The following is a 25,908-nucleotide window of genomic DNA, read 5'->3' on the forward strand; positions in this document are numbered from 1 at the left end:
CATGCAGCAGAACCCCTCCCCCTCCGAACCGATCGTGTCGCTCCGCGACGTGCAGAAGAGCTTTGGCCCGCTCCGCGTGCTCGATGGCGTCTCCTTTGCCGTCGAGCGCGGCGAAGTTCTGGCGCTCATCGGCCGCTCCGGCTCCGGCAAGAGCACGGCGCTGCGCTGCATCGACCGCTTCGAGAAGGTCGACGGGGGCGAAATCGTCGTTTGCGGGCATCGGGTCGACCGTCCGGATGTCGATCTGCGCGCGCTCCGCCAGGACGTCGGCATCGTCTTCCAGAGCTACAATCTGTTTCCGCACCTCACGATCGAGCAGAACATCACCCTCGCCCCCTGCGCGGTGAAGGGCATGGCTGCGTCGCAGGCCAGGGACCTCGCGCGCAAGGTGCTGGCGCAGGTCGGGCTCGAGGAGAAGCTGCACGCCTATCCCGAGCAACTCTCGGGCGGTCAGCAGCAGCGGGCGGCGATCGCCCGCTCGCTCGCCATGCAGCCGAAAGTCATGCTGTTCGACGAAGTCACCTCGGCGCTCGATCCCGAGCTCACCGCCGAAGTGCTGAAGGTGATCGAGCAGCTGGCCGCTGACGGCATGACCATGGTGATGGTCACCCACGAGATGGGTTTTGCCAAAGGCATCGCCGACCGGATCGTCTTCATGCATCGCGGCAAGGTCCACGAGACCGGACCCGCCTCGATCCTGACATCGCCAACGACGCCCGAGCTCATGCAGTTCGTCGGCACAGGAAACCTGAAATCATAACAGGAGAGGAGAACCAAGAATGACAAACAAGAAACTGCTGGGAGCGGCAGCCGCGCTGTGCGGCCTCGTGATGATGGCCGCCACGCCGGCATCGGCAGACCTGCTCGACGACGTCATGCAGGCCAAGAAGATCCGCATCTCGACGGACGTCGCCATTCCGCCCTCGGGCATGATGGACAGCAACATGAAGCCGACCGGCTCCGACGTCGAAGTAGCTCAGTTGCTCGCCAAGGATTGGGGGCTCGAGCTCGAATTGATCCAGACCACCGGCGCGACCCGTATCCCCAACGTCCTGACCGGCAAAGCGGACATCATCGTCTCGACCCTGTCGGTGACGCCCGATCGCGCCAAGGTGATCGATTTCACCAAGCGCTACGCGACGCTGCAATCGGACATCGGCTGCCTGAAGTCGTCGACCGTGAAGGATTGGCCCGACCTGAAAGACAAGTCGATCGGCGTCTCGCGCGGCACGACGCAGGATACGGCCTTGTCCAACATGAAGGACAAGGACCTCAAGATCGCCCGCTATGATGACGACGCCACCATGGTGACGGCGGCCGTCTCCGGGCAGGTCGACTGCGTCGGCTCGTCGGCGACGATCATCAACCAGATCGGCGTGAAGAATCCGGCGCGCGTCTTCGAGTCCCGAATTCCGCTGGCGACCTTCGACCTCGCGATCGGCCTGAAGAAGGGCGAGCAGCGCCTGATGGACAAGCTCAACGCCTGGATCGCCGAGAACGTCAAGAACGGCAAGCTCAACGCGATCTACAAGAAGTTCCACGGGGTCGAGCTGCCGCCCGACATGCGTGGCTGAACCATATAGAAACCGTGACAGCCGTTTTCCGGCTGTCACGGTCAATGCAAATTCGAGAGAAGGAAATCATATGCGCCTCGTCATCGGATCGGACCACGCCGGCTGGCCGCTCAAGCAGACCGTCATCGATCACATCCGCAGCCTTGGCCACGACGTCGTCGATGTCGGCTCCTATGACGACAAGCCGGTGGACTTCCCCGATATCGCGCGGGCCGTGGCGCAGAAGGTGACTTCGGGCGAAGCCGCCCGCGGCATCATGGTGTGCGGCACCGGCGTCGGCGCGTCCATCGCAGCCAACAAGATGAAGGGCATCCGCGCCGCGGTCTGCCACGACGTCCATTCCGCCCACCAGTGCGTCGAGCATGACGACGTCAACGTCATGTGCATCGGCGCGCAGATCGTCGGCGCCTGGCTCGCCGTGGATCTGGTCTCATCTTATCTCTCGGCCGAATTCTCGACGGACGAGGATTTCCGCCGCCGCGTGGAGAAGCTGCGCGTCATGGACGAGCAAGGCTGACGGCCCGCCCGCCATGATCCTGGTGTTCGGATCGCTCAACATCGATCTGGTCGCCCTGGTCCCGGTCATTCCCGGCCCCGGACGGACGGTGCTTGCGCCGTCCTACCAGACGCATTTCGGCGGCAAGGGCGCCAACCAGGCCGTGGCCGCCGCGCGGCTGGCAGGATCGGGACTGGTCCGGATGGCGGGCCGCGTCGGCAGGGACGGTTTTGGCGACAGCGCGATCGAGAACCTCCGGGCGAACGACGTCGACACCGATCTTGTCGTCAGGGCGGACGAGCCGACCGGCTGCGCCTTCATCACCGTCGATCACGCCGGCGAGAATGCGATCACGGTCGCCAGCGGCGCCAACATGACAGCGAGCGTCGGTGATCTCCCTGCGCGCTTTAGTCCCGACACGGTGCTGGTGCTGCAGATGGAAGTGCCTTTTGCGGAGGCGCTCGAGGCGGCGCGCCGGACGACATCGGCCTCCGGCACCGTCGTCTGGAACCTTGCGCCCGTCCCGGAGGAGATGACCCGCGATATGGTGACGGAGCTTCTCGCCGTGACCGACTATCTCCTCGTCAACGAACACGAGGCGCTGGACGCCGCGGCAGCCATCGGCCTCGCTCCGTCCGGTTACGAAGCCGCAGCTGCGGAGCTCGCCGAGGCCGGCAACCTCACCTGCATCGTCACCGCCGGTGCGCAAGGCGCGCTGGCCGTGACGGCCAACGGTATCCGCTTGCGCGCGCCAGCCCCGCGCATCACGCCGGCGGACACGACCGGGGCCGGCGACACATTCGTCGGCGCATTCGCGGCCATGCTCAGCGAGGGTGTGTCACTGCAACGTGCCCTCGAGGTGAGCTGCGAGGCCGCCGCATTGAAGTGCCTCAAAGCCGGTGCCCAGACCGGCATGCCGAAGCGGGACGCAATAGGTTCCCTGGCCTGACACGGATCGCCCGCATCGCTGGCCGCGGCTAAACTCTCGCGATTCGCGGAGACCGTTTTGGCCTTTCTCTTCGTCCTCACCGTCGGCCTCATCGCCGGCACCATCTCAGGCATCGTCGGCACCGGATCGTCGATCATACTGATGCCGGTGCTGGTCTGTGCCTATGGGCCGAAGGAAGCCGTGCCGATCATGGCGGTCGCCTCCGTGATGGCGAACTTCTCGCGGATCCTGGCCTGGTGGCGCGAGGTCGACTGGCGCGCCTGCGCGGCCTATTCGGTCACGGGCATTCCGGCCGCAGCGCTCGGCGCGCGCACGCTGCTGGCGCTGCCCGCGCACACCGTCGATCTCGCCATCGGCATCTTCCTGATCGCAATGGTGCCGCTGCGGCATTGGCTGGCGCGGCACGATCTCAAGGCCAATCTCTGGCATCTTGCGATCGGCGGGGCGATCATCGGCTATCTCACCGGCATCGTCGTCTCGACGGGCCCGCTCAGTGTGCCGCTGTTTCTGTTCTACGGCCTCAGCAAAGGTGCCTTCCTCGCAACCGAGGCCGCCTCCTCGCTCGGCCTCTACTTCGCGAAATCCGTGACCTTCGAGCGTTTCGGCGCGCTGACGCGAGACGTCTTCATCAAGGGCCTGATCGCAGGCTCCTCGCTGATGTCAGGCGCCTTCATCGCCAAGCGCTTCGTGCTGCACCTGAGGCCGGACATGTTCCGCCTGGTGATGGACGCGATCATGATCGCAGCCGGCCTCTCCATGCTCTGGAACGCGACGCAGCCGTGATCGCGTAGCGCTCAGGCGGCAAATTCGGGTGCGATCGATGGGCTGTCGGCGAGAACGACACTCGCGGGCGCCGCCTCGAGCCATTGCAGCACCGCCTCGAGCGGCTGCGGATGCTGATACAGGAAGCCCTGTCCGAGCCTCACGCCCATCTCGCGCACGGCCCGTGCCTGCTCGGCGCGCTCAATGCCTTCCGCCACAAGCGTTAGCCCCAAGGTGCCGGCGAGCGATGCGATGACGCCGACGATCGCCTTGTCTTCTGTGCTGTCCGGGATCTCGCTGATGAAGGCCTTGTCGATCTTGACCTTGTCCAGCGGGAAACGCCTGAGATGGGCGAGCGAGCTGTAGCCCGTGCCGAAATCGTCGAGCGCAATGGTTGCGCCGAGACGCCGCAGGCAGTGCAATGTCTCGGACGCGCTGGCGATGTTGTTGATCAGCGATCCCTCGGTGATCTCGAGCTCCAGCGAGGAGGCCGCGACACCGAAGCGCGCGCATGTCGCGCGCAGCTCGGCGGCGAATGAATGGTCCGCTAGCTCGGACGGCGGCAGGTTGATCGCGATCCGGATCTGCGGCTTGCCGGCGGCAGCCAGGCGTTGCAGCGCGCGGCAGGCGTCGGTCAGCACATAGCGGGTCAGCCGCGCGTTGTTGCCGCTGCGCTCGATCAGCGGCAGGAACTCCCCCGGACCGATCACGCCATGCTCGGGATGGCGCCAGCGAATGAGCGCCTCCAGGCCGACGACGCGATGGCTCTCGAGGTCGACCTGGCTTTGGTACCAGACCTCGAACTGCCCTTCGGCGAAGCCGGTGGAAATGGCGAGCTCGAGATCCCGGCGACGGCGGTAGTCGCGCTGGAGCGCTTCGTCCAGCACGGCAACGGTACCGGGCGCCTTGCTCTTGGCATGGTAGAGCGCGATGTCCGCGAGCGCCGGCAGGTGCGACAGCTCGGGATCTCCGGCGCGGCGCACGGCAAGGCCAATGCTGGCGCGCGGCACGACCTGCTTGTCATGCAGCCGGATCGGCTCTGAAATCGCATCCAGCAGCTGGCGCGCGAATGCCTGCGCGGTCGCAGCGTTGCTGACCTCGGGGCGGATGACGACGAATTCATCGCCGCCGAGCCGCGCGACCCAATCTTCCGGCTCAACCGCATCACGCAGACGTTCGGAAATGTGAACCAGGAACTTGTCGCCAGCGTCATGCCCGAAGGTGTCGTTGATGCCCTTGAAGTCGTCGAGATCAATGAAGCAGAAGGCGATCAGGGAGTCCAGCGAGCCGGCATCGCGGCTCAAGGTCACCAGGCGCTCGGACAGCGAGCGGCGATTGGGCAGCCCCGTGAGCGGATCGTGCGAGGCCATGTGCCCGAGCCGGTCCAGCGCGCCCGACGTCGTGTGCTGCATGGCATTGAAGGCATGTGCGAGCTGGCCGAATTCGTTCGACGACCTGATCTCCGCCGGATAGGCGCGGCCATCCTGCTTGCTGCGTTGGATCGCAGACATGATTGCCGCGAGCGGCTTGCCGATGAAGATGTTTGCCGAGATCCTCATCGCGATCACGGTCGCGAGCGTTGCGAGCAGGCCGACGACGAGAAGCAGCAGCAGCCGGCTGCCGGTGTCGGCGTAGATCGTCACATAGGAATAGGCGATCACGATGCGGCCCGCCTCAACGGCGATGTTGCCGTTGCGGTAGTCAATCGGACGAGAAACCTCCGAGACCGCCTGACCCGCGGGACGCGCCACCACGCGGGCCATCGCAACGCCCGTATCGTCATAGACCGCCACCGCAGCGATGGTCTCGTCGTGCAAGATCTCGTTGATCACGCTCGTGACCTGGTCGTAACGCATCTTCCAGAGCGGCTCGGCGATCAGCTCGGCGCGACTCTCGGCGGTGCGGGCGATGCGCGCATCGAGCTGCCGGATCTGCGACCAGAAGCTCGAGACCTCGACGCCGGCGGAGGCGAGCAGCTGCACCACCAGCAACACTGGCACCGTGGCCCAGATCATCGCGCGGACCACCGAGCGCGAGCGTGGGGGCGCCGCCTGCGCGTTGCTGACCGGGTCGGTCATGTCGTTATCGTTTCGCATCAGTCAGCAGCACCTTCCAGGGGCGCCAATGACGAGATGAGCGCATCGATGGAGAAATCGTAGTGACCGCAGCGTCCTGGTTTGGCCCTGAACCCCGCGAAATCGATCCGGTCGAAGGCACGGGTCCTGATGAGATCGCCGACCGAGGCAAGGTTTGTGCGAGTGATCTCAGACGTCTTGACCTCGACATGGGGCGAAGCGGCTGCGAAGTCGCAACCATCGGCATAGTCGCGGAGCAGCACGATCGACCAGCCGCCGAGCAGGAAATGCCCGCCGTCGGTCAAAAGCAGACGGCCCGCCCTGATCGCGCGCAGCGCGTCCTCCGACCAGTTAAGGCCAACCACCTGGATGTTCTGTCCCGGCGCGAGGCCTGCCGCCACGACGGCGTTGATAGCGCCCAGTGCCATCGGATCGTTTCCGGCCCAGATGCCGGCGGGCCGAATCCCCTTGCGCGAGGCCCAGCTCAGATAATTCGCCGCGACCTGCTCCGCCTCCGACTGCGTCCAATTGGCGAACAGCATCCGATCTACCACGACATCGGGCGCGGCCTGCACCGCAAGCTTGAGGCCCGCGTTGCGGGCGATCGAGGCCGGCGTGATCTCGTCGCCGCCAATGCCGAGAAGGTGGATCTTGCCGTCCGGGCTCTGCCACTTCCCGGCACGCGCGGCGTCGATCAGGGCGTTGGCCATCCGCGCGCCCGCCGTCTGAAGATCGGTCGTAACATCGCCGAGCCATGTCTTGAGCGTCCGACGCGGCGGTCCGAGACGCGCCGCATCCGCGCCGATCAGCGTATTCGACAACAGGAGCGTCTTGACCCCCGCGGCCTCGGCCGCCTCCAGCACCGGCGCGGCCGCGGATTCCTCGTTCGAGAGAATGAGGAAGTCGGGCTTGTCGGCACGGGCCAGCACGCCGAGCCCGAGCTCCTGCATGGTGCGGTAATTGCGCTCGCTGGTCAGCACTTCGACATGCGCGTCGAGCTTGCGGCCAGCGGCCTGCATGGTCTGCGCGACCATGTCCCAGTAGACTTCGCCAGTCTTGCCGGGGCTGACGAAAACGATGTTGAGACGCTTCGCGTCGGCCGCAACCGCACCGCCAAGCGGCACGAGAACGCCGCAGGCCATGCCCACAACGAGCAGTATGCGCAAAAGTCCCGTCATTTGTTTCGCCACCCCGTATTGGCTCCGAAACTGGACCCGCGTCCGCTAACATTTGGCAAAGTCTGGCGCGATGCTGCGGCTTAGCGCTAACAAAGGGTGTATCGGCTACGGCGAATTGCGCTAATTGAGGCGCTTGCGTCGCCCTCGCAGCCCGCCATTCCGTGCTATCAGCAAACCTGAGAACTCCGACTCGCGGTCCCCATGGCCAAGAACACGCTTTCCTTCGTCTGCCAGAACTGCGGCGCGGCCTATAACCGCTGGCAGGGCAAGTGCGAGTCCTGCGGCGAGTGGAATACGCTCGCGGAGGAGGACACGGCCGGTAGCGTGCCGGTGTCGATCCGCTCCAAGCGTAAGGGCCGGACGTTCGCGCTGGAGAGCCTTGCTGGAAAGAGCCCTGATGCGCCGCGCCTGTCGTCAGGCATGACCGAGCTCGACCGTGTCACCGGTGGCGGCTTCGTTCGCGGCTCGGTGCTGCTGGTCGGCGGAGATCCCGGCATCGGCAAGTCGACGCTGCTAACGCAGGCAACCAGCATGATGGCACGCGCCGGACACCGCATCGTCTACATCTCCGGCGAAGAGGCGGTCGCGCAGGTGCGGCTGCGCGCCGAGCGGCTCGGGCTATCGGATGCGCCGGTGCAGCTTGCCGCCGAGACCTCGGTTGAGGACATCGTCTCGACGCTTTCGGAGGGCGCGGTCCCGCGGCTGATCGTGATCGACTCGATCCAGACCATGTGGACGGACACGGTGGAATCCGCGCCCGGCACGGTGACCCAGGTACGGGCCTCGGCCCAGGCCCTGATCCGCTTTGCCAAGAAGACCGGCGCCGCCATCATCCTGGTCGGCCACGTCACCAAGGATGGCCAGATCGCCGGCCCCCGCGTGGTCGAGCACATGGTCGATGCTGTGCTGTCCTTCGAGGGCGAAGGCTCGCAGCAATTCCGCATCCTGCGCGCCGTGAAGAACCGCTTCGGCCCGACCGACGAGATCGGCGTGTTCGAGATGACGGGCCTTGGTCTGCGCGAGGTCACCAATCCCTCCGAGCTGTTCCTGTCGGAGCGCGATCTCGGCACGCCCGGTACTGCGGTGTTCGCTGGTATCGAAGGCACCCGGCCGGTCCTGGTCGAATTGCAGGCGCTGGTCGCCCCAACCTCGCTCGGCACCCCGCGCAGGGCCGTGGTCGGCTGGGATCAGAGCAGGCTCTCCATGGTGCTGGCGGTGCTGGAGGCCCATTGCGGGGTCAAGTTGTCCGGCCACGACGTCTATCTGAACGTCGCGGGCGGCCTGCGTATCAACGAGCCGGCGGCCGACATGGCCGCAGCGGCCGCGCTGGTGTCGTCCCTGGTTAATGCGCAGTTACCCACCGATGCGGTGTATTTCGGCGAGATTTCGCTCTCTGGCGTCATCCGGCCGGTGGCGCAGACGCCGGCCCGGCTCAAGGAAGCCGTGAAACTGGGCTTCAAACGGGCAGTGCTGCCCGAATCGGCACGCGGCGAAGCCAGCGGCGACGCCGGGCTCACGCTCGACGCGGTCGGCAGCCTGACGACGCTGGTCGCAGAGATCGCGGCCCGAGGCTCTCGCCGGGGCGAACAGAACGCGCCGGCGGAGAAAAATGCCACACCGGCAAGATTCCGCCGCGGAGAGGGTTAGCTGGAGGTGACGTCCCCGGCCCCTACCGCTATACAGCCGTCACAAAAGCAGCATGGGATTGCGTGGTTGCGGCCTTGCCGGGAACGCCGTCTGCCCCTCAGTTAGGGCGGCGGCCAAACACCGATTCGCTGAGCACCTTTGAGAGTACGAGCGGACCAGACCAGCCGATGCCAGTAACACTCCTCGACCTGATCCTGCTCGGTGTGATGCTGATCTCGGGCCTGCTCGCCATGGTCCGCGGTTTCATGCGCGAAATCCTGTCGATCGCGGCCTGGGGCGCCGCGGCGATCGTGACGCTGTACTCGTTCTCAAAGCTGCTGCCGACGGCAAAGACCTATTTCAACAACGACACTGTCGCGAGCGTGGTCGTGGTCGCCGGCGTATTCGTCGGTACCCTGGTCGTGGTTTCCGTGATCACGGTCCGGATTTCCGACATGATCCTCGACTCGCGGATCGGCGCGCTGGATCGAACCCTCGGCTTCCTGTTCGGCCTGGCTCGCGGGCTTTTGATCGTCGTGGTCGCCTTCCTGTTCTTCACCTGGCTGGTTCCGGACAAGCAGCGCCCCGACTGGGTCACTGGGGCCAAATCCCGCGTCGTTCTCCAGGGAACCGGGGATTGGCTGATGTCCCTCTTGCCGGATGACCCCGAGAACACCATCTTGAAGAGATTCAAGAAAAACAAACCAGATGATGATCAAGCTGATTCCGAGCAGCAGCCTTCGGGCAGTGGCGACGGATACAGTAAACCTGCTCGTGACAGCTTGAAAAAGCTGATCGAGAAACCTGCGGCGCGTTGATTGAGCCCTAGAGAGAGGCGCGGACGAGATGCGAAACCCTGACCAGGACGCCCAACTTGATCTCGACGCAAGGGCCGGTTTGGGCCCAGCCGCGCTAGAGCTTCAGGACGACTTGGAGGGAGATACGCTGCGAGAGGAATGCGGCGTATTCGGCATCTACGGACACCCCGACGCCGCAGCGATCACCGCGCTCGGGCTCCACGCCCTCCAGCACCGCGGCCAGGAAGCCGCCGGCATCGTCTCCTACGACGGCAGCCGATTTCATTCCGAACGCCGCCTTGGCCTTGTCGGTGACACCTTCTCCCGCCGCGAGGTGATCGACCGCCTGCCCGGCAATATGGCCGTCGGCCATGTCCGCTATTCCACGACCGGCGCCACCATCCTGCGCAACGTGCAGCCGCTGTTCGCCGAGCTCAATGCCGGCGGCCTTGCGGTCGCCCACAACGGCAACCTCACCAATGGCCTGACGCTGCGCCGCGAGCTCGTGAAGAACGGCGCGATGATGCAGTCGACCACCGACACCGAGGTGATCCTGCACCTGGTCGCGCGCTCCAGGCGCAGCCGCTTCATCGAGCGTTATATCGACGCGCTGCGCGAGATCGAAGGCGCCTATGCGCTGGTCTCGCTGACCAACAAGAAGCTGGTCGGCGCGCGCGATCCGCGCGGCATCCGCCCGCTGGTGCTCGGCGAACTCGATGGCTGCCCGATCCTGACGTCCGAGACCTGCGCGCTCGACATCATTGGCGCGCGCTTCATCCGCGATATCGAACCGGGTGAAGTCATCGTGTTCGACGAGAACGGCCAGGACATCCACAAGCCGTTCCCGCCGATGGCGCCCCGCCCCTGCATCTTCGAATACATCTACTTCGCCCGTCCGGACTCCATCGTCCACGGCCGCTCGGTCTACGAGGTGCGCAAGGCCTTTGGTGCGCAGCTCGCGCGCGAAAGCCATGTGCCGATCGACGTCGTCGTGCCGGTGCCGGATTCCGGCGTGCCCGCCGCGGTCGGCTACAGCCAGCATTCCGGCGTTCCGTTCGAGCTCGGCATCATCCGTAACCATTATGTCGGCCGCACCTTCATCCAGCCCACGCAGGCGATCCGCGAATCCGGCGTGCGCATGAAGCATTCGGCGAACCGCGCCGCGATCGAAGGCAAGCGCATCATCCTGATCGACGACTCGCTGGTGCGCGGCACCACCTCGAAGAAGATCGTGCGCATGATGCGCGATGCCGGCGCGAAGGAGGTGCATTTCCGGCTCGCCTCGCCCCCGATCCTCTACCCCGACTATTACGGCATCGACCTGCCCGACCGCGGTGGCCTCCTGGCCGCGACGCATTCGCTGGAGGAGATGCGCGAGATCATCGGCGCCGACTCGCTCGCCTTCCTGTCGATCGACGGCATGTACCGCGCCATGGGCGAGCCCGGCCGCGACCCCGCCAATCCGAAATTCTCGGATCATTGCTTCACCGGGGCCTATCCGACCCACCTCACCGACCAGACCCAGACCGAGCAGCAGCCGCGGCAATTGTCGCTGCTGGCGGAAGCGAGCTGACGGCGCAGCCGTCATCCCGGGGCGGTCCACAGGACCGAACCGCAATGCGCAATTGCGCATTGGGGGATCTCGAAGTTGCATCGTAACCTCTGGATTCCCGGTTCGATGCTTCGCATCGCCCCGGAATGACGATGCCGCGGGCTTGTGCGGGCCGCCCGCCTCTGCAATACCGCCTGCATGACAAAACCCCTCGCCAACCGCATCGCTCTCGTCACCGGCGCCTCGCGCGGCATCGGTTTTGCTACCGCCATGGCGCTGGCCAAAGCCGGCGCGCACATCGTCGCGGTCGCGCGTACGCAGGGCGGGCTGGAAGAGCTCGACGACGAGATCCGGAAGGACGGCGGCAGCGCCACGCTGGTGCCGCTCAATCTGACCGATTCCGACGGCATCGCGCGACTCGGCGCCGGCTTGCACGAGCGCTACGGCAAGCTCGACATCCTCGTCGGCAATGCCGGCGTGCTCGGCCCCTCCTCGCCGGTCGGCCATATCGAGCTGAAGACCTTCAACGATGTGATGGCGGTCAACGTCTCCGCGAACTTCCAGCTGATCCGCTGCATGGAGCCGCTGCTCAAGCAGTCCGATGCGGGCCGCGCCGTGTTCATCACCTCGGGCGCTGCCAACAAGGCCACCGCCTATGTCAGCCCCTACGCCGCCTCCAAGGCCGCGCTGGAAACGCTGGCCCGCGCCTGGGCGCAGGAAACGGCCAATACGAAGCTCCGCGTCAACCTGTTCAACCCGGGTCCGGTCCGCACCCGCATGCGCGCCACGCTGATGCCAGGCGAAGACCCGGCGACACTCGATGTGCCCGAGCAGGTCGCCGAATTCATCGTGCCGATGTGCGCGCCCGACTGGACCGAGACCGGCAAGTTCTACGACTACAAGACCCGCAGCCTGATGAGCTTCCGCTCGCCGGCCTGATTGACTCGGGTGCCTCTCCGCGATTGACTGCCGCCGCTCAAGCGACAGCAAGCCGCAAGCCAAAGGGAGGTTGCCATGGCGCCATGGCATGACCGCGGAGGCCTTGATCGTGCAGGCCTTGATCGTGCAAGCCTTGATCGTGCACGCCTCGGCCGTGCGCTTGCACGTGTGTTTCACGCCTTCTCTATCCTGATCGCAGCCATCGCACTCACGCTTCCGCATGCGGCGACCGCCGGCGACGTTCCGACTTTCGCGGTCGATCCCTCCTGGCCCAAACAGCTGCCCAACAACTGGATCCTCGGCCAGGTCGGCGGCATCACCGTCGACTGGCAGGGCCACATCTGGGTGATCCATCGCCCGCGCTCCCTGACCGATGACGAGAAAGGCGCAAGCCTCAACCCGCCACGCTCGAAATGCTGCGTGTCGGCACCGCCTGTCCTCGAATTCGACGCTGAGGGCAATTTGCTGCGGTCCTGGGGCGGTCCGGGCCAGGGATATGAATGGGTGGGCCGCGAGCATGGTATCGAGGTCGACGAGCGCGGCTTCGTCTGGGTCGGTGGCAATGCCGACAATGACAACGCGTTCCTGAAGTTCACGCTCGATGGCAAGTTCGTCGCCCAGATCGGAAAAATAGCGCCGAGCCTCGGCAGCAACGACACGACGCAGCTGGGCAAGCCGGCCGAGACTGCGATCGACAAGGAAGCGAATGAGATCTACGTCGCCGACGGCTATGGTAACCGCCGCGTCATCGTGTTCGATGCGAGCACGCTCGCCTACAAACGGCACTGGGGCGCCTATGGCAACAAGCCGAACGACGACAAGCAGCCAGCCTATGATCCCAAGGCTCCGGTCTCCCAGCAATTCGGCAATCCCGTCCACTGCGTGAAGCTCGCAAATGACGGACTGGTCTATGTCTGCGACCGCATCAACAACCGTATCCAGGTGTTCAGGAAGGACGGCACCTTCGTGAAGGAGTTCTTCTTCGAGAAGAACACGCTCGGTAACGGCGCGGTGTGGGACATCGCGATCTGGCCCGATCCTAAGCAGACCTGGCTGCTTCGATACCGGAAAGCGCATCCAGAAATTCAAGCTGACGTCGGACGCACTGAAATAGGGCCGCAGCGCCTCTGCCCAAAAGTTAACCGACATATGACGCTACGACGCAGCGTCATCCGGCTTTAGGCGCATTGCCGCAAACCGCGGGACACGGTAGAGCCAACAGTCGGAACAAGGCTCCGCAAGAGAGCCGTCCGCATATTTGACAATGGAGGAGACCTATTATGACGACGACGTTCGCGCGCCGCTCGGCGGCCCTTCTGGCCTGCGCCGCTTTCGGTTTTGCCACATCTGCCTACGCCCAAGACAAGACTGTAAGGATCGGCGTACTGAACGACATGTCGAGCCTCTATGCCGACATCGGCGGCCCGAACTCCGTGGTCGCGATCAAAATGGCGGTCGAGGATTCCGGCCTGCTGAAGAAGGGCTGGAAGATCGACGTGCTGAGCGGCGATCACCAGAACAAGCCCGACGTCGGCGTCAATATCGCTCGGCAGTGGATCGACAACGAGAAGGTCGATGCGATTGCGGATACGCCGAATTCCGGTGTCGCGCTGGCGGTCAACAACCTCGTCAAGGAAAAGAATTCGGTGCTGCTGAATTCCGGCGCCGCGTCCGCCGACCTGACCGGCAAGGCCTGCACACCGAACACGGTCTCCTATACCTACGACACCTACATGCTGGCCAACGGCACCGGCAAGGCGCTGACCAAAGCCGGTGGCGACACCTGGTTCTTCCTGACCGCGGACTATGCCTTCGGCCATGCGCTGGAGCGCGACACCACGGCCGTCGTGACGGCGAATGGCGGCAAGGTGCTTGGCAGCGTCAAGCATCCGATCAACACCTCGGACTTCTCGTCGTTCCTGCTGCAGGCGCAATCGTCCAAAGCCAAGGTAGTCGGCCTCGCCAATGCCGGCGGCGACACCACGAACTCGATCAAGCAGGCGGCCGAATTCGGCATCGTCTCCGGCGGCCAGAAGCTGGCGGCGCTGCTGCTGTTCATCAACGACGTGCATTCGCTGGGGCTCAAGACGGCGCAGGGCCTGACTTTCACCGAGTCCTTCTACTGGGACATGAACGACCAGACCCGCGCCTGGTCGAAGCGCTTCGCCGCGCTGGCTAGCAAGAACGCGATGCCATCGATGACTCAGGCCGGCAACTACGCGATGGTGCTGCACTATCTCAAGGCGATGGAAGCGCTCGGCGGCAATCCGCATGACGGCGCCAAGGTCGTCGCCAAGATGAAGGAGCTTCCGACCGACGATCCGCTGTTCGGCAAGGGTCCGCTCCGCGCCGATGGCCGCCGCCTCATCCCCGCCTATCTGTTCGAGGTCAAGAAGCCGGAGGAGTCGAAGGGACCGTGGGACTATTACAAGCTGGTCGCGACCATCTCGGCGGAAGATGCGGCCAAGCCGCTCAAGGATAGCGAGTGCCCGCTGGTGAAGAAATAAGTTGACGCTGCTGTAGGGTGGGCAAAGGCGCTAAGCGCCGTGCCCACCTTCTCTTCTTCGCTTGAAGAAGCGGTGGGGCACGCTTCGCTTTGCCCACCCTACGAGACCGTCCTTGTCGCAGCCAGCAACCGCATCGCGATCGCCACGCAGACCACCATCAACACCGCCGCGAGCAGGAACGGCGCACCGGGCAGATGCAGCGGCGCGCTGGCGCCGATGAAGTAGGAAAACGTCAGCGTGAACAGGAACGGGCCGACGAGCTGCGACACGCTCTGCACGCTCGCGGTCGCGCCCTGCAACTGCCCCTGCTGATCCGGCGCGACCAGCCGCGTCATCAGCGATTGCATGGCGGCACCCGAGATGCCCCACAGCGAAATCACGGGAATGCCGAGCCAGAACAGCGGTCCGGTCGGCGCAGCGCCGAAGATCACGAAACCGATCGCGCCACAGCACAGGCCCATCAGCAGCGCGCTCCGCTCACCGAGCACGCGCACGATCGGGCCGATGGCGAGCCCCTGCACCGCCATGGTGCAGACGCCGACCATCGCGAGCGTCAGTCCCACGGTCTTGGAATCCCAGCCGTAGCGATAGGTTGCATAGAGCACGAAGGTCGACGGCAGCACGACGTGCGCGACCTGCGCGATGAAATTGACAACTGACAACGCGGCCAGCGCCGCGTTGGAACGCAGCAGGTGCAGCGCTCCGATCGGATTGGCGCGCGTCCAGCGGAACGGCGCGCGTTTCTCCCGCGCCAGCGATTCCGGCAGGACGAAGAGCCCATAGAGCGCATTGGCAAAGCTCAGGGCAGCCGACGCCCAGAACGGCAGGCGCGGATCGATATCGCCGAGCAGGCCGCCGAGCGCCGGCCCCAGAATGAAGCCGGCGCCGAACGCCGCGCCGATCCTGCCGAAGATCGCCGCGCGCCGCTCCGGCGGCGTAATGTCGGCGATATAGGCAAACGCCGTCGAGATGCTCGCCGAAGTGATGCCTGAGATGACGCGCCCGATGAACAGCCAGGTCAGCGACGGCGCCAGCGCCATCAGCACGTAGTCGGCCGCGAGGCCGAAATTCGACAGCAGCACCACCGGCCGCCGTCCGAAGCGATCCGACAGCGCGCCAAGCACCGGCGAGAACACGAACTGCATCAGCGCCCAGGCGGTGCCGAACAGGCCGAAGATGCGTGCCGCATGCGCCGTGTCGTTGTTGACGAAGCTCTCGATGAGCTTTGGCAGGATGGGCATGATCACGCCGAGCGCGAGCATGTCGAGCAGGATGGTGACGAAGATGAAGGCGACCGCACCGCGCCGGACCGGCGCAGCGCCCTGCGCCATCGCCTCGCCAGCCTCTCCGCTCACGATGGCCGCTTGCGCTTGTGAGCGAACGGGTTGGCCTTCTCGCGCAAGGTGATGCGCACGGGCGTACCCGGCAGCTCAAAAGTCTCGCGCATGGAATTGGTGAGGTAACGCAAATAGGACTGCGGCACCGCGTCCGCGCGCGAGCAGAACAGCACGAAGCTCGGCGGGCGCGCCTTGTTCTGCGTGATATAGTTCAGCTTCAACCTGCGGCCGGACACCGCCGGCGGCGGATTGGCCTGGATCGCCTGCTCGAACCAGCGATTGAGCGCAGAGGTGGGCACGCGCCTGTTCCAGACCGCATAGGCGTCCTGGATCGCCTGCATCAGGCGATCGATACCCTCGCCCATCAGGCCTGATACGGCGACGATCGGCACGCCCTTGACCTGCGGCAGCCAGTGGTCGGCGTCGCGGCGCAGACCCGAAATCGCACCGCCGCCCTTGGTCTCCATCAGGTCCCATTTGTTGACGGCGAGCACGACCGCCCGGCCCTCGCGCTCGATCAGGTCGGCGATGCGCAGATCCTGCTCCTCGAACCGGTTCTGCGTGTCCATCATCAGCACGACGACCTCGGCAAAGCGCACCGCACGCAGCGCGTCGGCGACCGAGAGCTTTTCCAGCTTCTCCTCGATGCGCGAGCGCCGGCGCAAACCGGCGGTATCGAACACGCGAAAATCGCGGCCCTTCCAGTTGATCTCGACCGCGATGGAATCGCGCGTGGTGCCGGCGTCCGGGCTCGTCAGCAGGCGCTCCTCGCCGAGCAGATGGTTGATCAGCGTCGACTTGCCGGCATTGGGCCGGCCAACGATGGCGACCCGGATCGGGCGCGTCGCGGCCTCTTCCTCGGAGAGCGGCTCGTCGTCCTCGTCCTCATCTTCGTCGACGGGCTCCGGCATCAGCTTGCTGAGCGCATCGTAGAGCTCGCCCATGCCCTCGCCGTGTTCGGCCGAGATCTGGATGGGATCGCCGAGACCGAGCGCGAACGCCTCCATCGCGCCGGCATCGCCATGCTTGCCTTCGCTCTTGTTGGCGATCAGCAGCACCGGCTTGTTGGCCTTGCGGGCGAAATCGGCGAAGGCGCGATCGGTGGGCGTGAGGCCGATCCGGGCATCGATCACGAAGAACAGCGCGTCAGCTTGCGCGATCGCGGTCTCCGTCTGCTCCTGCATCCGTGCAGTCAACGAGCCCTTGGCGCCCTCGTCGAGGCCGGCGGTATCGATGATGGTGAACTGGAGATCGCCGAGCCTGGCCTCACCCTCGCGACGGTCGCGGGTGACGCCGGGCAGGTCATCGACGAGCGCGAGCTTCTGTCCGACCAGGCGGTTGAACAACGTTGATTTGCCGACATTGGGCCGGCCGATGATGGCGATCGTAAAAGACATCGGTCATTCGTGCGCTGCGAGAGCTGCGCCTTTCAATGCAATGAAACAATCAGCGCGAGAAGCTGCCGCTCGGCAACGGCGCCGGGAAAGCGCCCTGTGACTGCTGTTGCTGCGTGGTCTGGGTCGGTTGCGCCGGCTGCTGGGCGGTCTGATCCGGCGGCGGCGCGGTGGTGCGCTTGCGCACGATCTTGTGCTTGGGCGGCGGAGCGGCCGTGGCTGGCGCAGCCTCGGGCTGGGCCTCGCCGTCGACTTCGCCTGCAGGCGCCTCGGCGGGTGCGGCTGCGGTGGCAGCCGGCTGCCTGGTCTTCTTTGCCTTGGCACCCTTCGCCGGTTTGGCTGGCTCGGGCGGCGGCTCCGTGGGCAGAGCCGCGACGGCAGGCGCATTCGGATCCGGTTGCTGCTGTGCGCCCTTGTACATATCCCGCGGCACGCCCTGCTCGAGGCCGGGCACGCCCTCCGGGAAGACCGGCTTGCGGTCGCCCGGCAGCTTCTTCTTGGTGTCGAGGAAGTCGAGCATGTCGCTCGGATCGAATCCGCCGCTGGAGCAGCCGCCCAGGAGGCCTGTGAAGGCGATCAGGACGGCGGCTGCGATCAAACGTGGCATGCGGCGCATCTTGGTGTCTCGTTTAACGTCAGAGGACCGTCATCAGCTTTTGGCGACGGGCGGCAGCAAGGCCTGGAGCGCCTCGGCGCGCGAGCGCAGGCCGGGCGGCGTTTCGCCGTCCTCGGCAATCGTGTCGAGCCATTTGCGGGCCGCGGTCATGTCGTTGTTGCGCCAGGCCGACAGCGCCAGCATCTCGCGGGCACTGTAGCGGAAAGTCGATTTGGGCGCGGCGGAGGGCTCCAGCCGCTGCTGCATGTCGGCATAGCCAGCGCTGTCGAGCAGCAAGCCGGCCGCGCGGATCTTCGCCAGATCCTGCCACTCGCTGCCGACGCTACGGTCGGTCGCGATGTCGTCATACATCTTCGCTGCGGCCTTGGGATCGCGGGCCGCAGCCGCGGCCGCAGCACGCAGCCGCGCCAGGGTGCGATAGCCCGATGGAGCCTTGGCGGCGAGCTCGGTGAAGGCGGCCTCGGCTTCCGCATGCTTGTCCTGCTCGGACAGTTCGACAGCCTTTTCGAAGGCAGCGCCGGCCTCGGCGGCCTTCTTGGCCTCCAGATGCTGGTAGCCGCGCCAGCCACCGACAGCGGCCACGATCAGCACCATCAGGGCGATGAAGTAGATCGAATACTTATCCCACAGCTTCTTGAGCTGTTCGCGACGTACTTCCTCGTCGACTTCGTCAAATAATTCAGACACTTATGCTAATCCCATGCCCGTCCGGGTGCGCGCGCCAAAGCATTCGCGTCAGGAATCCCGTCCCCCACGTGCCGGCGAAGTACCCTAACGATATGGCGGTGGCAAGGCAAAGCGAGCCCGATCAAGGCGTTAACCACCCGGATGGCCGGATACCCGCCAGCCCGGCTCAGGTTCCCAAGAGCTCCCGCAGCTGCCGCTTCAGCACCTTGCCATTGGCATTGCGCGGCAGCGGCTCGGCGGTGATCGCCATCGTTTCAGGGACCTTGTAGTCGGACAGCCGCTCGGCGCACCAGGTCCGCAAGACGTCGCCGGCGACCGGCGCGCGTGTCACCACCACGGCGTGGACGCGCTCGCCCAGCACCGGGCACGCCTTGGCAATGATCGCGCTCTCGACCACGGCGGGGTGGCCGGCCAGCACGGATTCAACTTCGGCCGAATAGATCTTCAGACCACCGCGATTGATCATGTCCTTCTGCCGGTCGAACACGCGGACAAACCCCTCCGCATCGACCGAGCCCAGATCGCCCGAGTGCCAGAAACCGCCGGTGAAGCTCTCGGCCGTGGCTTTCGGGTTGTTCCAGTAGCCCTTGATGACGGAGGCGCTCTGGATCCAGAGCTCGCCGATCTCGCCGTGGGGCAGCTCGCGCCCATCAGCTCCCATCGCGACGATGCGCGCGCCGGGACACGGCAGGCCCACGCTGTCGATATGACTTTCCGTCAGCTCTCCCGGCATGATCGTCGACGGCGATGTCGTCTCGGTCGAGCCATAGCAATTCGCCAGCTTGAGGCCGGGAATCGTCGCCTTGAGCTTCTCGATGGTGGCGACCGGCATTGGCGCGCCGCCGAAGCCGCCGATGCGCCAGCTCGACAGGTCGTAGCTGTCGAAATCGGGCTGGAGCAGGCAGAGATTGTACATCGCCGGCACCATCACTGTGTAGGTGACGCGCTCGCGCGCGGCGAGCTTGAGGTAGTCGGCCGCCTTGAACTCCGGCATGATGATCAGCGCGCCACCGCAGCGGATCATGGTCGTGATGTTGGCGACGACGCCGGTGACGTGGCCGAGCGGCACCGCCGCGATCGAACGGTCGGCTTGCGTCAAATGCAGGCAGGACACGAAGACCATCGAGGAATGGACGATGTTGCAATGGGCCAGCATCGCGCCCTTCGGCTTGCCGGTCGTGCCCGAGGTATAGAGGATCATCGCGGTGTCCTCCTCGCTGGTCTCGACTGGCGCCGAAGCCGGCTCGTTGTCAGCGAGCAACGCGAAGCGGGACAGGGCCGGATCGTGGTCGATGGCGATGCGGTGGATCACATCGGGCACATCCTGCGCATCGGGCAGCCGCGCGGCGAGCCCGGCTTCGTGGATCAGAATCTTCGCACCGCAATCGGTGAGCACATAGGCGATTTCCGGCTTCTGCTGGCGCGTGCTGAGCAGAACCGTAACGAGCCCCTCATGCGCGGCGGCAAAAAGCAGCAGCGGAAATTCGATGCGGTTGCCGAGCAGAATCGCGACGCGGTCGCCGCGCCGCAATCCGAGCTTGCGAAAGCCCGCCGCGATCCGTGCGGCCCGCTCCACCGCCTGTCGCCAGCTCATCCGGACATTGCCGCAGATCAGCGCTTCGCCATCGGCGTTGCGCGCGCAGGCCTCCGCGATCATCGCCCACAGGCTCGAAGGCCGATCGCAGAATGCCGGCACCACCCGATCGCCAAAACGCGCCTCGAACCGCATCGGCGGAATCTGAGATTGCGACCAGTCCATCAAAGGGCCCTCGGCTTGTTGCTTTTGTCACCTTCCGCGCATGGGGCACGGAACTGTCTTGCGCTGATCGGCTGCCCATATTGTCGGCGCATGATCTTATCGGAAAACCGCTGCACACTTTTCCGGATCATGCGCTATCCGCCCATCACGGGAACACCGATCACCACAGGGTGGAACGCAAAGGCGAGCGCCAGGTAGGCAACGATACCAACCACGACCGCTATCAGATCATTGGTGGCACCGCCCACAGGAATCGGCGGGGCGCCGGCATCCTTGCGATGCTTCAGCGAAATGCGGTCATACACGGCCCAGCCGAGGAACGAGCCGAACAGGATGATGGAGCCGAGGTCGCCATTGGCCAACAGATGCGCCGCCGCCCACAGCTTGATGCCGGCCAGCATCGGATGCTTCAGCGTCGCATAAATGCGGCCGCGCAAGTAGGACGCGACCACCAGGATGACGGCCGGCAGCATCAGCGCGACCGTGATGTGCTTCATCGCCTTCGGCGGATACCAGACATCGATCCAGCCGGTCGCGCGATAATGCGCAAAACCCCAGATGATCAGCGCCAGCCCCGCGAGCGAGACCAGCGAATAGAGGATCTTGTAGGTCCCCTCGCCCAGCTTCGCGACCGCCTGCTCGCGCGCCTCGCGTTTCGTCGTGAAAACGTGGGCGGCGAAAAACAGCACCAGCCCCAGGATCATGACAAGCAGACCCACGACATCCTCCCCTCAACCAGCGCCCCCCCGCCTCTGAGGTATCATCGATTGGCCGCCGGTCGCAACCTGATACGCTACTTGCCAAGCTCCCGATTATCGACATAGCGGATCGCGATCGGCCGCCCGGCCAAAGCGCCGCCGAGGCCGCTGGTGAATTTCAGCGGCAGGCAGGCGTTCAGGGATGCATTGATCGCTTTCAGATAGGTGGTCCGGGTATCGGCCGGAACGCCTGCGGTTGCAAAGGTCAATCGCGGCGGACCGATCAGGCTGCCCGCCTTGTTGAAGCTGAAGCGCACCGACATCTGCATGCCCTCACGCGCATTGTCTGATGGCGGCGACCAACAGGTGCGCAGCTCGGCGAAGAGATCACCGATCGTATCGAGATCGTGATCGGGCCTTTGATATTTGGTGCGGTCGGCCTCGGACGGCACGCTCTCGATCGTGAGCTGGAGATCCTGCCCGTAAGGATAGAAGATCTCGGGAATGCACGGGCCGTGCTCCAGCACGCTGCAAAAGGACGGCGTGCACGGCCGGTGACCGAGCACGCTACACGGTTCATGCGAAAACGGGATCGGGTTGATCTGGCGCCGTCGCGCGTCGGCGGCGACCGCCGATACCGCCAGCAGGACAAGAACGAGGATACCGCGCCACATGCTTTGAGCTCGCGATGTCACGTGGATGAAACGTGGCACCGTCCCTGAAAGCGTCAAGTCCGCGCGCGTTCACATGCTCGCGTTTAACCTCGGTGTCGTCGTCCGGCTTGACCGGACGACCCAGTATTCCAGAGGCAGTGGTTGTTGAGCCGAGAGGCCGCGGCGTACTGGATGCCCCGCCCTCGCGGGGCATGACAGCGGAGGGTGTGGCCGCGCGCCCTACCCCTTCTTTTTGACGTCCTTGACGTTGGTGAATTCGATCCCCTCGGCGCGCTCCTTGGTATAGCCGAGATAGAACTCGTTCCGCGCCAGATACACGGGATCGCCGTCGACATCGTCGGCGATGCTGGAGGTGTTGGCAGCGATGAAGGTGTCGAGCTTCTTGCGGTCATCCGAGGAGACCCAGCGCGCAAGCTGGAACTCACTCACCTCGAACTCCACCGGCAGCGCATATTCGGCCTCGAGCCGCGCTTTCAGCACGTCGAGCTGGAGCGCTCCGACCACGCCGACGAGCGCCGGTGCGCCGTCGCGCGGACGGAACACCTGCACTACGCCCTCTTCCGACATCTGCTGAAGCGCTTCCTTCAGCTTCTTCGCCTTCATCGCGTCGGTGAGACGCACGCGGCGGACGATTTCCGGCGCAAAGCTCGGCACGCCGACAAAGGTGAAATCCTCGCCCTCGGTCAGCGTATCGCCGATGCGCAGCGTGCCGTGGTTGGGAATGCCGACGACGTCGCCGGCGAAGGCCTCGTCCGCGACCGAGCGGTCCTGCGCGAAGAAGAATTGCGGGCTCGACAGCGGCATGCTCTTGCCGGTGCGCACCAGCTTGGCCTTCATGCCGCGGCTGAGCTTGCCGGAGCACAGGCGCGCGAAGGCGATGCGGTCGCGATGGTTCGGATCCATGTTCGCCTGGATCTTGAACACGAAGGCGCTCATACGCGGATCGGTCGCCTCGACCTTGCGCTGGTCGCTCTCCTGCGCGCGCGGTTCGGGCGCGAACTTGCCGAGGCCTTCCAGGAGGTCGCCGACGCCGAAATTGCGCAGCGCGCTGCCGAAATAGACCGGCGTCAGATGGCCCTCGCGAAACGCGCCGAGCTCGAACGGCTTGGAAGCCTCGGTGACGAGCTCGAGTTCGTCCTTCACCGTTGAGACGTCGAGATTGGCATTGAGCTTGGCCAATTCGGCGATATCGATCTGCTGCGCCGCGCCGGTCTTGGCACCGCCGCCTTCGAGCAGGCGCACGCCGCCGTTGACGACGTCATAGGTGCCGAGGAAGTCGCGGCCGCGGCCGACCGGCCAGGTCATCGGCGTGGTGTCGAGCGCCAGTGTTTTCTCGATCTCGTCGAGGAGCTCGAAAACGTCGCGGCTCTCGCGGTCCATCTTGTTGATGAAAGTGATGATCGGGATGTCGCGAAGGCGGCAGACCTCGAACAGCTTTCGCGTTCGCGCCTCGATGCCCTTGGCTGCGTCGATCACCATCACGGCGGAATCGACCGCGGTCAGCGTGCGATAGGTGTCTTCCGAAAAGTCTTCGTGGCCCGGCGTGTCCAGAAGATTGAACACGAGGCCCTCGAACTCGAAGGTCATCACCGAGGTCACGACCGAGATGCCGCGCTCGCGCTCGATCTTCATCCAGTCCGAACGCGTGTTGCGCCGCTCGCCCTTGGCCTTGACCTGACCGGCGAGATTGATGGCGCCGCCGAACAGCAGCAGCTTTTCGGTCAGCGTGGTCTTGCCCGCGTCCGGGTGGGAGATGATCGCGAAGGTGCGCCGCCGCGCCACTTCGGTGGCAAGCGAGGAACGGGCCGGCGAGTCGGCTGATATGGCGATGTCGGACATGGCGGGAGCGTTTGGCAGGGAATATGGGCCTGATCAAGCCTCATTTGGTGATTGCGAAGCCCCTCGGCCAGCCCCATATCGGCCTTGGGAAGGACGACCTTCCTGCCCATCAGCACACCAGCCGCGGGGACGACCCTGCCTTGAACGGAGGGTCGTCATGGCCTGGAGCATCTTGTTTGTTGCCGGACTTCTCGAAATCGCCTGGGCGATCGGCCTCAAATACACCGAGGGCTTTACCAGGCTCGTTCCGTCCGTCCTGACGCTCGCGGCCATGGCCGGCAGCGTCATCCTGCTCGGCCTCGCCCTCAAATCGCTGCCGATTGGAACCGCCTACGCCGTCTGGACCGGGATTGGCGCGGTCGGCACGGCGGCGCTCGGCATCATCCTGTTCGGCGAGCCGGCCGCCGCGTTTCGCCTCGCCAGCATCGGCCTGATCGTCGCCGGGATCATCGGCCTGAAGCTCGTTACTTGAAGATCTGGACCGCCCACCAGGACAGCGCCGCTACGATGGCTGAAGCCGGGATCGTGATCACCCAGGCATAGACGATCGAGCTCGCGACGTTCCAGCGCACCGCCGAGACGCGGCGGGCGGCGCCAACGCCGACGATGGCGCCGGTGATGGTGTGGGTGGTCGAGACGGGAACGCCCAGGAAGGTCGCCATGAACAGGGTCGCGGCGCCGCCTGTCTCCGCGCAGAACCCCTGCATCGGCGTCAGCTTGGTGATGCGCAGGCCCATGGTCCGGACGATCCGCCAGCCGCCCATCAGCGTGCCCAGCGCCATCGCCGCCTGGCACGACAGCACCACCCAGAACGGAACCGAGAACTCGCTGCCGAGATGGCCTTGCGAATAGAGCAGCACGGCAATGATGCCCATCGTCTTCTGCGCGTCGTTGCCGCCATGGCCGAGCGAATAGAGCGAGGCGGAAGCAAATTGCAGGATGCGGAAGGCGCGGTCGACGGCAAAGGGCGTGGAGCGCATCGAGGCCCAGGACACGATCGCGACCAGCATCATTGCGAGCAGGAAGCCGACCAGCGGCGACAGCACGATCGCCAGTACGGCCTTGGACAGTCCGCTCCACACCGCCGCCGATATCCCGGCCTTGGCCATGCCGCCGCCGACGAGCCCGCCGATCAGCGCATGCGACGACGAGGACGGGATGCCGAGCGCCCAGGTCACGAGGTTCCAGACGATGGCACCGACGAGCGCCGCGAAGATCACCTGGGCATCGACGATCGAGGGATCGATGATGCCCGTGCCGATGGTCTGGGCGACGTGCAGCCCGAACACCATGAAGGCGACGAAATTGAAGAACGCGGCCCAGATCACCGCGAATTGCGGCCGCAGCACGCGGGTCGAGACGATGGTCGCGATCGAATTGGCCGCATCGTGCAGGCCGTTCAGGAAATCGAACAGCAGCGCAACGGCGATCAGTCCGACGACGACGGGAAGACCCAACGCAGCATCCACGGCGCGGCCCCTTTAAAGATTGCGCATGATCTCCGCGCAAACGCGTTCCGCGTTTGTCGCGGCGGAAAACCGCTGCACACTTTTCCGGATCATGCGCTAGACCTGCTCGATGACGATGCTGTTGATCTCGTTCGCGACGTCGTCGAAGCGATCGGCCACTTTTTCAAGATGGTCGTAGATCTCGACGCCGACGATGAAATCCATCGCGTTACCCTCGCGATGCTTGAGGAACAATTCTTTCAAGCCAATGTCGTGGAGATCGTCGACGCGGCCTTCGAGCTTAGTCAGCTCCTCTGTGATCGCGGTCAGCATCGCGACGTTGGGGCCGATCGATTGCAGCAACGGCAGCGCGCGGCCGACCAGATTGGCGCATTCGATGAGAAGCGCACCGATCTCCCGCATCGGCGGCTCGAAGGTGCGGACCTCGAACAGCATCACGGCCTTTGCCGTCTGCTGCATCTGGTCGATGGCATCATCCATCGAGGTGATGAGGTTCTTGATGTCGCCGCGGTCGAACGGCGTGATGAAGGTGCGGCGCACCGCCGTCAGCACCTCACGGGTGATGTTGTCGGCGTCGTTCTCAAACTGGTTCACGCGCTGGCAATAGACCGGCGTCTCCTCGCCGCCCTTCAGCACGCCCTGCAGCGCGATCGCGCCCTGGATCACGGTCTGGGCATGGCGGTCGAACAGGTCGAAGAACCGTTCTTCCTTTGGGAGGAAGGCGCGAAACCATCGCATCATGGGGATAGGCTACCGGTTGGAAATGGCCCGGCCCGAGCGGGCCGTCACAGAACTGTCATAGACCATTTCCGATCCGCGCGCGTGCCATCTCGCGCCCGCGGAGCCGCATCATCCACCGCTTTCGCACAATAGGTAAATTGACGTTAAATCAATCACTTAGAGCGATCGCCGGAAGTAATGCGCGATTTCACCGATAACGCCGCGGCGGAAGGTGAGCACGCAGATCACGAAGATCGAGC

24 protein-coding genes are annotated in these 25,908 nt (G+C 64.9%); 12 read left to right on the top strand and 12 right to left on the bottom strand.

Annotated features, from left to right (window positions below):
* Position 1: 1 nt before the first annotated feature.
* The 5 genes from AC630_RS23860 (at position 2) to AC630_RS23880 (ending at position 3,802) form a co-directional block, all read left to right on the top strand.
* On the top strand, positions 2 to 760 hold the full coding sequence (locus tag AC630_RS23860; protein ID WP_074120885.1) for an amino acid ABC transporter ATP-binding protein: 759 nt from the start codon (positions 2 to 4) through the stop codon (positions 758 to 760).
* Between the two features lie 19 nt (positions 761 to 779).
* On the top strand, positions 780 to 1,574 hold the full coding sequence (locus AC630_RS23865; protein ID WP_074120886.1) for a transporter substrate-binding domain-containing protein: 795 nt from the start codon (positions 780 to 782) through the stop codon (positions 1,572 to 1,574).
* A gap of 70 nt (positions 1,575 to 1,644) precedes the next feature.
* A complete protein-coding gene (gene rpiB / locus AC630_RS23870; RefSeq protein ID WP_074120887.1) occupies positions 1,645 to 2,091 on the top strand; it encodes a ribose 5-phosphate isomerase B in 447 nt (148 codons plus the stop codon).
* A gap of 13 nt (positions 2,092 to 2,104) precedes the next feature.
* The gene (locus tag AC630_RS23875) at positions 2,105 to 3,019 is read left to right on the top strand and encodes a ribokinase (protein WP_074120888.1); all 915 of its coding nucleotides are present in this window, start codon (positions 2,105 to 2,107) and stop codon (positions 3,017 to 3,019) included.
* A gap of 57 nt (positions 3,020 to 3,076) precedes the next feature.
* The gene (locus AC630_RS23880; RefSeq protein WP_074120889.1) at positions 3,077 to 3,802 is read left to right on the top strand and encodes a sulfite exporter TauE/SafE family protein; all 726 of its coding nucleotides are present in this window, start codon (positions 3,077 to 3,079) and stop codon (positions 3,800 to 3,802) included.
* Between the two features lie 11 nt (positions 3,803 to 3,813).
* Here the strand turns inward: AC630_RS23880 and AC630_RS23885 are convergent, their stop codons facing one another.
* Together AC630_RS23885 and AC630_RS23890 are read right to left on the bottom strand one after the other, a co-directional pair.
* The gene (locus tag AC630_RS23885; protein ID WP_074120890.1) at positions 3,814 to 5,877 is read right to left on the bottom strand and encodes a putative bifunctional diguanylate cyclase/phosphodiesterase; all 2,064 of its coding nucleotides are present in this window, start codon (positions 5,875 to 5,877) and stop codon (positions 3,814 to 3,816) included.
* The gene (locus tag AC630_RS23890; protein WP_074120891.1) at positions 5,877 to 7,034 is read right to left on the bottom strand and encodes an ABC transporter substrate-binding protein; all 1,158 of its coding nucleotides are present in this window, start codon (positions 7,032 to 7,034) and stop codon (positions 5,877 to 5,879) included. Before AC630_RS23890 ends, AC630_RS23885 begins: the two co-directional genes overlap by 1 nt.
* A gap of 201 nt (positions 7,035 to 7,235) precedes the next feature.
* Between AC630_RS23890 and radA the strand changes: the two genes are divergently transcribed.
* The 6 genes from radA (at position 7,236) to AC630_RS23920 (ending at position 14,455) form a co-directional block, all read left to right on the top strand.
* Entirely contained in the window at positions 7,236 to 8,681 is a 1,446-nt protein-coding gene (gene radA / locus AC630_RS23895) for a DNA repair protein RadA (protein WP_074120892.1), read from the top strand.
* Between the two features lie 167 nt (positions 8,682 to 8,848).
* A complete protein-coding gene (locus tag AC630_RS23900; RefSeq protein WP_074120893.1) occupies positions 8,849 to 9,478 on the top strand; it encodes a CvpA family protein in 630 nt (209 codons plus the stop codon).
* 28 nt (positions 9,479 to 9,506) lie between these two features.
* On the top strand, positions 9,507 to 11,030 hold the full coding sequence (purF, locus tag AC630_RS23905; protein ID WP_074120894.1) for an amidophosphoribosyltransferase: 1,524 nt from the start codon (positions 9,507 to 9,509) through the stop codon (positions 11,028 to 11,030).
* Between the two features lie 177 nt (positions 11,031 to 11,207).
* Entirely contained in the window at positions 11,208 to 11,948 is a 741-nt protein-coding gene (locus AC630_RS23910; RefSeq protein WP_074120910.1) for an SDR family NAD(P)-dependent oxidoreductase, read from the top strand.
* A 75-nt stretch (positions 11,949 to 12,023) separates the two neighbouring features.
* Positions 12,024 to 13,130 (top strand): NHL repeat-containing protein, encoded by a 1,107-nt coding sequence (locus tag AC630_RS23915; RefSeq protein WP_502691532.1) that lies wholly within the window; start codon positions 12,024 to 12,026, stop codon positions 13,128 to 13,130.
* 98 nt (positions 13,131 to 13,228) lie between these two features.
* Positions 13,229 to 14,455: an ABC transporter substrate-binding protein gene (locus AC630_RS23920; RefSeq protein WP_074120895.1), complete on the top strand. Its 1,227-nt coding sequence runs from the start codon at positions 13,229 to 13,231 to the stop codon at positions 14,453 to 14,455.
* 98 nt (positions 14,456 to 14,553) lie between these two features.
* Here AC630_RS23920 and AC630_RS23925 read toward each other — a convergent pair whose 3' ends face one another.
* The 8 genes from AC630_RS23925 to AC630_RS23960 form a co-directional block, all read right to left on the bottom strand.
* A complete protein-coding gene (locus AC630_RS23925) occupies positions 14,554 to 15,810 on the bottom strand; it encodes a TCR/Tet family MFS transporter (RefSeq protein WP_083636359.1) in 1,257 nt (418 codons plus the stop codon).
* On the bottom strand, positions 15,807 to 17,189 hold the full coding sequence (gene der / locus AC630_RS23930; protein ID WP_074120897.1) for a ribosome biogenesis GTPase Der: 1,383 nt from the start codon (positions 17,187 to 17,189) through the stop codon (positions 15,807 to 15,809). The genes AC630_RS23925 and der overlap by 4 nt, the downstream gene beginning before the upstream one ends.
* Positions 17,190 to 17,238: 49 nt before the next feature.
* Positions 17,239 to 17,802, bottom strand: a complete 564-nt coding sequence (locus AC630_RS23935) for a hypothetical protein (RefSeq protein ID WP_074120898.1) — start codon at positions 17,800 to 17,802, stop codon at positions 17,239 to 17,241.
* A gap of 33 nt (positions 17,803 to 17,835) precedes the next feature.
* On the bottom strand, positions 17,836 to 18,489 hold the full coding sequence (locus AC630_RS23940) for a tetratricopeptide repeat protein (RefSeq protein WP_074120899.1): 654 nt from the start codon (positions 18,487 to 18,489) through the stop codon (positions 17,836 to 17,838).
* Positions 18,490 to 18,655: 166 nt separating this feature from the next.
* Positions 18,656 to 20,248, bottom strand: a complete 1,593-nt coding sequence (locus AC630_RS23945; protein ID WP_074120900.1) for a class I adenylate-forming enzyme family protein — start codon at positions 20,246 to 20,248, stop codon at positions 18,656 to 18,658.
* Positions 20,249 to 20,382: 134 nt separating this feature from the next.
* On the bottom strand, positions 20,383 to 20,967 hold the full coding sequence (locus AC630_RS23950) for an NnrU family protein (protein WP_074120901.1): 585 nt from the start codon (positions 20,965 to 20,967) through the stop codon (positions 20,383 to 20,385).
* Positions 20,968 to 21,041: 74 nt separating this feature from the next.
* Positions 21,042 to 21,620 (bottom strand): UCP034077 family protein, encoded by a 579-nt coding sequence (locus tag AC630_RS23955; protein WP_074120902.1) that lies wholly within the window; start codon positions 21,618 to 21,620, stop codon positions 21,042 to 21,044.
* Positions 21,621 to 21,839: 219 nt separating this feature from the next.
* Positions 21,840 to 23,459 carry a peptide chain release factor 3 gene (locus tag AC630_RS23960; RefSeq protein ID WP_074120903.1) on the bottom strand — a complete coding sequence of 540 codons (1,620 nt, stop codon included), beginning with the start codon at positions 23,457 to 23,459 and terminating at the stop codon, positions 21,840 to 21,842.
* Positions 23,460 to 23,616: 157 nt separating this feature from the next.
* Here AC630_RS23960 and sugE point away from each other — a divergent pair, with 157 nt between their 5' ends.
* Positions 23,617 to 23,931 (top strand): quaternary ammonium compound efflux SMR transporter SugE, encoded by a 315-nt coding sequence (gene sugE / locus AC630_RS23965; protein ID WP_074120904.1) that lies wholly within the window; start codon positions 23,617 to 23,619, stop codon positions 23,929 to 23,931.
* Here the strand turns inward: sugE and AC630_RS23970 are convergent.
* Both AC630_RS23970 and AC630_RS23975 read right to left on the bottom strand, forming a co-directional pair.
* Positions 23,924 to 24,928 carry an inorganic phosphate transporter gene (locus AC630_RS23970; protein ID WP_074120905.1) on the bottom strand — a complete coding sequence of 335 codons (1,005 nt, stop codon included), beginning with the start codon at positions 24,926 to 24,928 and terminating at the stop codon, positions 23,924 to 23,926. The two genes, sugE and AC630_RS23970, sit on opposite strands and share 8 nt — an antisense overlap.
* Positions 24,929 to 25,024: 96 nt before the next feature.
* Positions 25,025 to 25,669, bottom strand: a complete 645-nt coding sequence (locus tag AC630_RS23975; protein ID WP_074120906.1) for a DUF47 domain-containing protein — start codon at positions 25,667 to 25,669, stop codon at positions 25,025 to 25,027.
* Positions 25,670 to 25,908: the final 239 nt, after the last annotated feature.

The sequence above is a fragment of the Bradyrhizobium sp. AS23.2 genome, assembly GCF_001908185.1.
Lineage (GTDB): Bacteria > Pseudomonadota > Alphaproteobacteria > Rhizobiales > Xanthobacteraceae > Bradyrhizobium.